Here is an 8,192-nt window from a genome sequence, read left to right on the forward strand (position 1 = left end):
GCATCGTGCTTTCCGAAAATCGGGTCCGATTTTCGGGCCGATGCGCTAGTGTGCCAGGCCGCTGGCTTTCATCTGCGCGATCTCGCGCAGTGCGTTCGTCAGCACGTCGACCGATTGGGCGCCCATCACCGCATATTGCTGGTCGATGATGAAGCAAGGGACACCACTGACGCCCATCTCGCGGGCGACGTCGATCTCCTGCTTCACCGATTCCTTGTCCGCGTCGGAGGTCAAAAGGGCGGCGATAACCGGGCCATCGAGGCCAGCCTCCTCGGCAATCTCCAGAAGCACTGCGTGATCGCCGACATTTCGGCCTTCTTCAAAATTGGCCTTGAAGAGTAGGCGCACGACCTCCGCCTGGGCTTCCTCGCCATTCGTTGCGGCCCAGCGGATCAGTCGATGGGCGTCGAGTGTGTTGGGGCTGATCTTCACGGCATCGAAGTTGAAGTCGATGCCATCTTCCCGGCCAAGTCCCTCGAGCGTTTTGTGGGCCCTGTCGACGGCGTCCTGGCCGCCGAGTTTTGCGGCAAGATGGCGTTTGTGATCGACGCCTTCTGCCGGCAGGTCCGGGTTGAGCTGGTAGGGGCGCCATTGGATCGTCACGAGGATTTCGCCGGTGACATTGGCCACGGCTTGATCGAGGCGCCTCTTTCCGAGGTAACACCACGGACAAACAACATCCGAGACGATATCGATTTTGACGGTTTCCATCGCACCAGCCTTTCTAGGTTCCTAAACCTGCGAGATAGGCCGGTGGGGCGACAGTTTCAATGCGTTACCAAATGGGAACCTACTGCATGTTTCCTAAAATAGAATCCGATTTAAGGACAAAAATATGCAGCAATTCAAAGTGCTACAGCGACCTTTGTGCGTCTGAAAAGACGCATGGCGCTATAGTTACTGCACGCGCTCGTCCCACCAGGTCGGCAGCTGGTAGCCGTAAAGCGGAACCGTGGCCGGGCGCCCGATATGCTTCCATCGCGCGACCCATTGGGCGTCGAGATGGTAGAGCGGCACCACATACGCATTGGATACCAGCAGCCGGTCGTGGGAGCGGACTGCGGCTGTAAAATCTTCGGTCGTCCGCGCCTGCAGGATATTGCTGATCAGCTTGTCGACATCCTTGTCGGCGACGCCGGCAAAGTTCTCGCTCCCCTGCCTGTCCCGCGATTGCGATCCCCAACGCCCGACTTGCTCGACGCCCGGAGAGAGCGAGGACGGGAATGACTTTATGATCACGTCGTAGTCGAAGGATTGGCTGCGCTGCTGATATTGGGAATCGTCGACCGTGCGCACGGTCGCGACGATTCCAAGCGGCGCGAGGAACCGCTGGTAGGCAAGCGCGATCTTTTCCTGCCCGGCATTCTGGCTCATGATTTCGAAGGCAAGCGGCTTGCCTTTGGCGTCGACCATCTTGCCGTCCTTGATGGCGTAGCCAGCTTCGCGAAGCAGCGTCACCGCCTCGCGCAGCACATTGCGATCACGACCGGACCCATCGGTGACGGGGAGGCGGTAGCTCCCATCGAGAATGGTCGGATTGATCCTCTCCCTGACGTCCCCCATGAGTCCAAGCTCACGGTCGTCCGCGGCGGCGCCGAGGAAGGAAAGCGACGAGTTCTGCCAGTAACTCTGGGTTCGCGTGTAGGCGCTGTCGAAAAGATTCTTGTTCACCCATTCGAAGTCGAAAACGAGCGCAAGGCCCTGGCGCAGCTTGATGTTGTCGAACATCGGCCTGCGCGTGTTGAAGACGAAGCCGAGCATGCCGGAGGGGGTTCTCGGCGTGAAGGTGTCCTTGATCACGTCGCCGGAGCGCACCGCCGGAAAATCATAGCCGCGTGCCCATTTGGTCGCGCTGCCTTCCGGATAGACGTCAACCTCGCCCTTCTTGAACGCCTCGAAGAGGGAGTTCTCCTGCAGAAAATATTCGACGGAGATCTCGTCGTAATTGTCCAAGCCGACCTTCGAAGGCAGGTCCTTGCCCCAGTAGTCGGGATTCCGGCGATAGACGATGCGTTCGCCTGCCCTTACCTCGGCAACACGATAGGGGCCGGAACCGAGCGGCGGCTCGAGCGTGGTCCTGTCGAACGTGTCGACATTGATGGCATGTTTCGGCAGCACGGGAGAAAGAGCGAGCAGCAGCGGAAATTCGCGGTCGACATCGTCGTTGAAGGTAAAGCGGACACTGCGGTCACCGACCTTCTCCATCTTCGAGACCTTGGAGAGTCGGTTGCTGAAGGGGGCGCGGCCCTTGTCACGCATCAGCTCAAAAGTGAAAATGACGTCTTCGGGGGTCACCGGCTGGCCGTCGGCCCAGCGCGCCTTCGGGTTCAGGTTGAATTGGATGAAGGTGCGATCGTCGTCCCACTCGACGGTTTCGGCGAGGAGTCCATACATTGTGAACGGCTCGTCCTGGGAGCGCTGCATCAGCGATTCATAGACGAGATTGCCGAAGGCCGGATCCCACATCCCCCGCGCCGTTGTCCGCATGCTCTTCAAGATGAAGGGGTTGAGGCTGTCGAACGTGCCGACGACGCCATAGGAAATCTTTCCGCCCTTCTTCACATTGGGGTTGACGTAAGGGAAGTTCTTGAAGTCGGCGGGCAGGGCGGGCTCGCCGTGCATGGAAATGGCATGCACCGGCGCGGCCAAGGCTTCATTGCCGAATGTGCTGGCGGCCACAAGCATGGCAAGGCCGGAAAGAACTGCGCGCAACTTCACCTCCCGAGGGATTTCTACAGGCCGATTCCCGTCACGTTACCAATGCGGGCCCATATTTCCAACCTTCGGAGCGGGATCGGGAAAAGTGTGAAGCGGTTTTCCGCCCGGATCCTGCTCCGACTCCCGGAAACGATCACGTTCATGATTTGGATCAGCGATCCAAAATCATCGCGATCTCGACGGGATCAGGAATATGAAGCGGTTTTCCGCCCAGATCCCGGCACTGGTCCTCAAGAATCGGCCGTCACGATTCTCGGTAAGTTCTATTCAAAAAACCGGTATTTCCGCCTTCGGCGGTTGCAAAAAATGCAACGAAACACTGGATAAACGCCACGAGCCAATGTAACAGGTGTTTCCGGAAACGGGGCCATGCAAATGCCTCATTTGGCCAACAGGACAACGGCGGCTGACGATATTCACCAGCGGAACAGTTTGTTCCGGAACCGGATTTCAGGAGACGGAATCACAATGATCTTCAAGTCGAACTTCACCAATAGCGCGGCAATGGCAGCGCTGGCGCTCTCTGTTGCAGCCGCCGGTGCGCCAAGCGCTGCTTTCGCGCAGGCAGGCAAGCCGCCGCAGGGTTGGTTCAAGGTTTGCACCAAGCAGGAAGACAATGACGTCTGCATCGTTCAGAACCTGCTCACCGCCAACAATGGTCAGCTCATCACTGCTGTCGGCCTCATCACCGTCTCCGGCAAGATCAACCGCAAGGTTCTGCAGGTTTCCGTACCTTCCGCTCGGATGATTCCGCCGGGTGTTCAGATGCAGATCGACGGTGCCAAGGGTGTGAAGCTCGACTATGCAATCTGCATGCCCGACAAGTGTGTCGCCGAGGCACCGCTTTCCGACGCGCTGATTGCCAACCTGAAGAAGGGCAACGAAGTCGTCTTCACGTCGGTCAACTTCCAGCGCGCGCCGAACCCGATCAAGATGACGCTCGAAGGTTTCACCGGCGTCTTTGACGGCGAGCCGATCGAACAGTCGCAGCTGGAAGAACGCCAGCGCCTGTTGCAGGAAGAAATGCAGAAGAAAGCGGAAGACGCCCGCAAGAAGCTGGAAGAGGCCCAGAAGGCCGCCAAGCAGCAATAACTGCACTCGTTTCCTGAGATTTAGACGCCCGGATTTTTATCCGGGCGTTTTTGTTTCGGACCATAATCGCGAGTCCAAATCGAGAGGTGATGTACGGGGTCGCCCAGACTAAAAAACGCTCCGGACACGTGTGCCGAAGCGTCTTAGTTGGCGATCGAGGGAACGCCCCAGCGCCTTAGTGCTTGTAGGTGGCCTTCGGCTTGTAGTGCCCGACGGCATCCTTCTTGAACAAGGCGCTCACCTGCGGGTGGCGGATCGGTCTATCACTCTCATCGGAAACAAGGTTCTGTTCGGAAACATATGCGACATATTCGGTGTCGTCGTTCTCGGCGAAGAGATGATAGAAGGGCTGGTCCTTGCTCGGCCGAATTTCCGGCGGGATGGCATTCCACCATTCCTCGGTGTTGGCATATTCCGGATCGACGTCGAAGATGACGCCGCGGAACGGGAAGACCCGGTGGCGAACCACCTGTCCGATCTCAAATTTCGCGTTTCTTTGTTTCATGACGCAACACATCCTTTCAGACAATAATCTGGGTTGCCGCGTGCCGAACATCAATAGGTCTGCGGTGAACCGTTCTTGGGGGCACTGCTCATGAAAAAAGGCGGGCTTCGAACAAGGCCCGCCTTCGTCCATTGTCGTAAGCGGACCGGACGTGTTTGCCGACCGGTCCATTTTCGTTAGACCGAGTAGTACATGTCGTATTCGACCGGATGCGGCGTCATCTCGAAGCGCATGACTTCCTGCATCTTCAATTCGATGAACGAATCGATCTGATCGTCGTCGAAGACGCCGCCGGCCGTCAGGAACTTGCGATCCTTGTCGAGGCTTTCAAGCGCCTCGCGCAGGCTGCCGCAAACGGTCGGGATCTTCTTCAGTTCCTTCGGAGGCAGGTCGTAGAGGTCCTTGTCCATCGCCTTGCCCGGATGAAGTTTGTTCTTGATGCCGTCGAGGCCGGCCATCAGCATGGCCGCGAAAGCGAGGTAGGGGTTCGCGCTTGGGTCGGGGAAGCGGACTTCGACGCGCTTTGCCTTCGGGTTGCTGCCGAACGGAATGCGGCAGGAAGCCGAGCGGTTGCGGGCCGAATAGGCGAGCAGAACCGGCGCTTCATAGCCCGGAACGAGACGCTTGTAGGAGTTCGTCGAGGGGTTGGTGAAGGCGTTGAGGGCCTTGGCGTGCTTGATGATGCCGCCGATGAAATAGAGGCAGGTTTCCGAGAGTCCGGCGTATTCGTCGCCGGCGAAGGTCGGCTTGCCGTCCTTCCAGATCGAGAGGTGCACGTGCATGCCGGACCCGTTGTCGCCGAAGACCGGCTTCGGCATGAAGGTCGCCGTCTTGCCGTAGGCATTGGCAACCTGGTGCACGACGTATTTGTAGATCTGCATCTTGTCGGCGTTGCGAACGAGCGCATCGAACTTGACGCCAAGCTCGTGCTGGGCAGCGGCCACTTCGTGGTGATGCTTTTCAACCGTGACGCCCATTTCGGCAAGCACGGTCAGCATTTCGGAGCGCATGTCCTGGCAGCTGTCGATCGGGGGTACCGGAAAGTAGCCGCCCTTGATGCGCGGACGGTGGCCGAGGTTGCCGGTCTCGTAGTCGGTATCGTCGTTGGACGGCAGTTCGGAGGAATCAAGCTTGAAGCCGGTGTTGTAGGGGTCGGCCTTGTACTTCACGTCGTCGAACACGAAGAATTCCGCCTCAGGTCCAACGAAGACCGTGTCGCCGATGCCGGAGGCCTTAAGATAGGCTTCCGCCTTCTTCGCCGTGCCGCGCGGGTCGCGATTGTAAGCCTCGCCCGAAACCGGATCGAGAATGTCACAGAGGATGACCATGGTCGACTGAGCGAAGAACGGGTCCATGTGAGCCGTTTCCGGGTCAGGCATCAGCACCATGTCGGATTCGTTGATAGCCTTCCAGCCGGAAATCGAGGAGCCGTCGAACATGACGCCATCAGCGAACATGTCTTCATCGACGCAGACGACATCCATCGTCACGTGCTGCAGCTTGCCCTTCGGGTCGGTAAAGCGCAGGTCGACGAACTTGACGTCGTTGTCCTTGATTTGCTTCAGAACTTCACTCGCAGTCGTCATTTTTTGTAAGTCCCTGTTGTGAGATGACGAGGTTTGAAAAAGCGGGGCCGGACGGCCCCTCGGGATTTGATGGGGTGAATGCTTGATTAGATGGCGTCGAGGCCAGTTTCGCCGGTGCGGATTCGGATGACTTCTTCCACGTTGGACACGAAAATCTTTCCATCACCGATGCGGCCGGTCTGCGCGGCATTACGAATGGCCTCGATGACGGCCTCTGCGTTTTCGTCTGCCAGCACGACTTCGACTTTTACCTTCGGCAGGAAGTCCACGACATATTCGGCGCCTCGGTAAAGCTCCGTGTGTCCCTTCTGTCGCCCGAAACCCTTTGCTTCCGTGACGGTGATCCCCTGCAAGCCGACTTCCTGAAGGGCTTCCTTCACTTCGTCCAGCTTGAAGGGTTTTATGATCGCTTCGATCTTTTTCATGAGAAAATGTCTCTCCGCTTCTCCCTTTAAAGCAGGTTCATGCCCGCTCGGCGTCCAATATGCACGTAGCGTGCCAGTTTTGTTGCAGAATGAAACCCCGGATGGTGAATTTTCACAGCTTGATCCGGTACCGCCGGGATTATGCTCCGCCTCCTCGGCCATTCTGCCTATTTTTTATGAAAGATGATTATCTGATGTTGGCATTATTGCTGCAACGGGCTTCATAAGCTCGTTATTTGAGCACCAATAATGTGCAAATGCATAAAAAATGCTCATTCTGTTTGGTGCGATGCCTTCTTGCCTTGGAGCCTTTGGCGCGGTTAGATCTGGTTCATGCTTGAAGTGCTCCGAGACGTTCTGGTGACACCGACCGAAATGACGGCGATCGACAATGCGGCCGCCGCTTCGGGCATCGATAGCTTCGCGTTGATGCGTTCAGCCGGGACGGCGGTGTCGGCAGCCGCCTTGCGGCTCTTTCCGGAAGCCCTTCGTTTCGTTGTGCTCTGTGGGCCGGGCAACAACGGCGGCGACGGTTATGTCGCAGCCTCCGCACTCGCAGACGGAGGTGCCGCCGTGGCCGTTTTCGCGCTCGGCAATCCGGAGGCGCTGAAAGGCGATGCAGCGCGAGCGAAGAGTGCTTGCCCACTGACGGTGCAACCGCTTGAGGCCTATGAGCCCAAGCTTGGGGACGTCGTCATCGATGCCTTGTTCGGAGCCGGGCTTACGCGCGATCTTCCGGCAGAGGCGCAAAGAACCATTGCGCGGGCGAGTGAAGGGCACGTCCCGGTCATCGCCGTTGATCTGCCCTCGGGCGTCGACGGGCGCACGGGGGAGATCCGCGGAGCGAGCTTCGCTGCAGTTCACACCGTCACATTCATGGCTCGCAAACCCGGCCATCTGCTGATGCCCGGGCGCGTCCGCTGCGGCACTCTGGAGGTGTTCGACATCGGCATCCCCGCGCGGCTTGTCAGCGAGCGGGCGGGTGACTTGCGGCTCAATACTCCAGCCGCATGGGGATCGCACGCCAGCGCTCTTGATCCGGCCACGCACAAGTACCGACGGGGCCATCTGGGCGTATTTTCGGGTGGTCCACGCTCGACCGGCGCGGCGCGCCTTTCGGCAACCGCAGGCCTTGCTGCCGGCGCCGGCCTGGTGACGCTTGCGTCGCCGACCGAAGCGCTCGCGGCAAACGCGTCCCACCTTACGGCTGTGATGCTCAGGGAAATTCATGGCACCGAAGACCTTGCGGCCTGGCTCAAGGACAAGCGGGTAAACGCATTCGTGCTCGGACCCGGTTTCGGCGTCGGCAAGAAGGCGAGGGACTTTGCCCTGATGCTCTGCGATCGGGCGCTTGTCCTCGACGCCGACGGGATGACCTCCTTCGAGAAGGACCGGACGGAACTCTTCGAACGGGCCGCTTCCAGCGGGGGGCGGTTGGTGATGACCCCGCATGAGGGCGAGTTCGCGCGACTGTTTCCGGAGATCGCCGCGGAGGCCGCGCTGTCCAAGATTGAAAAGGCGCAAGCCGCCGCGAGACTGAGCCATGCGGTGGTCGTCTACAAGGGACCCGACACCGTCGTCGCCGCTCCATCGGGCCACGCCGTCGTCAATGACAATGCTCCGCCATCGCTTGCCACCGCCGGATCGGGCGATGTTCTGGCCGGCATCATGGGCGCGCACCTGGCGCAGGGCATGCCGGCCTTCGAGGCCGCCGCTGCGGCGGTCTGGCGTCACGGGGAAGCCGGGAGGCGCGCCGGACGCGGCATGACGGCGGAGACGCTCGTCGAATGCATTCCGCCGCTACCGTGACGTTGTTACCTACAGCGCCGCGCGTCCAATCGGACGCGCCAAGGCCGCTGTAGCACT

Annotated in this window: 7 protein-coding genes; 2 read left to right on the plus strand and 5 right to left on the minus strand. The window is 59.3% G+C overall.

Annotated features, from left to right (window positions below):
• Positions 1–45 precede the first annotated feature (45 nt).
• Both GHK62_RS00600 and GHK62_RS00605 read right to left on the minus strand, forming a co-directional pair.
• Positions 46–711, minus strand: a complete 666-nt coding sequence (locus GHK62_RS00600; RefSeq protein WP_153436436.1) for a DsbA family oxidoreductase — start codon at positions 709–711, stop codon at positions 46–48.
• A gap of 186 nt (positions 712–897) precedes the next feature.
• A complete protein-coding gene (locus GHK62_RS00605) occupies positions 898–2,685 on the minus strand; it encodes an extracellular solute-binding protein (RefSeq protein WP_167528115.1) in 1,788 nt (595 codons plus the stop codon).
• Positions 2,686–3,186: 501 nt separating this feature from the next.
• Here GHK62_RS00605 and GHK62_RS00610 point away from each other — a divergent pair.
• Positions 3,187–3,810 (plus strand): invasion associated locus B family protein, encoded by a 624-nt coding sequence (locus GHK62_RS00610; protein WP_153436438.1) that lies wholly within the window; start codon positions 3,187–3,189, stop codon positions 3,808–3,810.
• A gap of 175 nt (positions 3,811–3,985) precedes the next feature.
• Here the strand turns inward: GHK62_RS00610 and hspQ are convergent, their stop codons facing one another.
• The 3 genes from hspQ to GHK62_RS00625 form a co-directional block, all read right to left on the minus strand.
• The gene (gene hspQ / locus GHK62_RS00615) at positions 3,986–4,315 is read right to left on the minus strand and encodes a heat shock protein HspQ (protein ID WP_153436439.1); all 330 of its coding nucleotides are present in this window, start codon (positions 4,313–4,315) and stop codon (positions 3,986–3,988) included.
• A 176-nt stretch (positions 4,316–4,491) separates the two neighbouring features.
• The gene (gene glnA, locus GHK62_RS00620) at positions 4,492–5,901 is read right to left on the minus strand and encodes a type I glutamate--ammonia ligase (RefSeq protein ID WP_153436440.1); all 1,410 of its coding nucleotides are present in this window, start codon (positions 5,899–5,901) and stop codon (positions 4,492–4,494) included.
• Positions 5,902–5,987: 86 nt separating this feature from the next.
• Positions 5,988–6,326, minus strand: a complete 339-nt coding sequence (locus GHK62_RS00625; protein ID WP_003528058.1) for a P-II family nitrogen regulator — start codon at positions 6,324–6,326, stop codon at positions 5,988–5,990.
• A 333-nt stretch (positions 6,327–6,659) separates the two neighbouring features.
• On the opposite strand from GHK62_RS00625, the gene GHK62_RS00630 reads away from it, so the two are divergent.
• Positions 6,660–8,135, plus strand: a complete 1,476-nt coding sequence (locus GHK62_RS00630; RefSeq protein WP_153436441.1) for an NAD(P)H-hydrate dehydratase — start codon at positions 6,660–6,662, stop codon at positions 8,133–8,135.
• Positions 8,136–8,192 lie beyond the last annotated feature (57 nt).

This window comes from Sinorhizobium terangae, assembly GCF_009601505.1.
Classification (GTDB): domain Bacteria; phylum Pseudomonadota; class Alphaproteobacteria; order Rhizobiales; family Rhizobiaceae; genus Sinorhizobium; species Sinorhizobium terangae.